Annotated in this window: 1 protein-coding gene and 1 pseudogene; one reads left to right on the forward strand and one right to left on the reverse strand. The window is 70.4% G+C overall.

Annotation, left to right across the window (positions count from 1 at the left end):
• Positions 1 to 907: amidohydrolase family protein (locus O3Q52_RS52960; protein ID WP_269655529.1), on the forward strand; the 907-nt coding region annotated here is incomplete at its 5' end.
• 438 nt (positions 908 to 1,345) lie between these two features.
• On the opposite strand, the pseudogene O3Q52_RS52965 reads toward O3Q52_RS52960, so the two are convergent.
• A pseudogene (locus O3Q52_RS52965) lies at positions 1,346 to 1,540 on the reverse strand (TetR/AcrR family transcriptional regulator); the annotation flags it as partial.

Consider the following 1,540-nt stretch of genomic DNA (forward strand, 5'->3'; position numbering starts at 1 on the left):
CGGTCGCCTGCCGCCCGGCGCCCCGCCCTCGCTGGCCGACCTGGGCCGACGACTGGCCGGATACGGCATCACCACGATCACCGACGCCACGCCCGGCCTGGACGCCGCCACGGTCGCGGCCGTGTCCGAGGCGATGGCCCGCCAAGAACTGCCGCAACGGGTGCATCTGCTCGGCGCACCGCTCACCGGCAGCCCGCCCGAACGGTCCGGTCCGCGATCCGGCCCGTGGAAGATCGTCATCGCCGACTCGGCGCTGCCCGGCTTCGACGAACTCGCCGAAGCCGTCGAGGCGGCGCACCGGACCGGCCGGCCGGTCGCCGTGCACTGTGTGACCCGCGAAGCGATCCTGCTGCTCCTGGCGGTACTGGAGGAAGTGGGTACGCTCCCCGGCGACCGGCTGGAACACGCGTCCCTGACTCCTTGCGAAGTCCTGCCGACCGTACGGCGCCTGGGCCTGCGGGTGGTGACCCAGCCGGGCTTCCTCGCCGACCGCGGCGACGACTACCGGCGCGGCACACCCGCCGACGAGCACGGCGACCTGTACCGCTGCGCGTCGCTGCGGGCGGCCGGGATCCCGGTGGGCCTGTCCAGCGACGCGCCCTACGGGCCCATCGACCCCTGGGCGGTCATGCGCGCCGCCGTGCAGCGGCGCACCGGCTCGGGCGCCGTCCTCGGCCCCGGCGAACGGCTCACTCCCGCCCAGGCAATTACGGGCTACCTCTCCACTGCCCAGCGGCCGGGCGACTCGCCACAGCGGATCCACCCGGGGGCGCCGGCCGATCTGGTGCTGCTGCGCGCCCCCATAGCCCAGGCACTGGCCCTCTTGGACGCCGAGCTGGTACGGCTGGTGCTGATCGGCGGTCGTCCCGTGGCCGGCGATGACACCGGACCCGCACAGGACGCGTGAACAGCTGCGCGGTTCACCGGCGCCGTGGGCTTGATCCGCTTGGACGGACATCCGAGATCAGGAGTTGTGCGCCGGGTGACGCAGCAGAGCACCGGAAAGAAAGCGGCAGGCATCGACGGGGACGTTGCGCTGAGAGGTCGTTTTCCTCTATTTTGTGCAACTTCACGCGCCACAGGCAGGCGCTTGCGTCTCTCACGTATCGGGTTCCTGCGCAGAGCGGCGGGAGTAATCGCTGATATCAACTCCCCTTGGAATGAGACGGGCTTCCTCGGATGAGACGGGCAATGTGGGCCTCCCTCGCGCCCCGTCAATCGCTCCAACCCCTGAGGTATCTCAAGGCCCACTCCGCCGCGGGGACTTGTTGGGATGAAACGTAATCTATAGAGGAATACGACCTCTTAGGAGTCATTAGAGCCAGACAACGACGCGTGCCGACGGTCAGGCGCCGCAGGCCCCGTTTCCGCCGAGGCTGGTCATGGCGCGGTACAGCTGCTCCCCGGTGAGCGGCGGTGCCGGCAGCGGGTGGGCGCGGTCGGTTCGGAAGCCGTCGAGCAGAAGGTAGAGGTGGCGGCGCCAGGCGTTTGGGGCGATGGCGTGGGTGGCCTCGGTGACGCGGCTGTGCGACCAGATGAC

The organism is Streptomyces sp. ActVer (genome assembly GCF_027270795.1).
GTDB classification, from domain to species: domain Bacteria; phylum Actinomycetota; class Actinomycetes; order Streptomycetales; family Streptomycetaceae; genus Streptomyces; species Streptomyces umbrinus_A.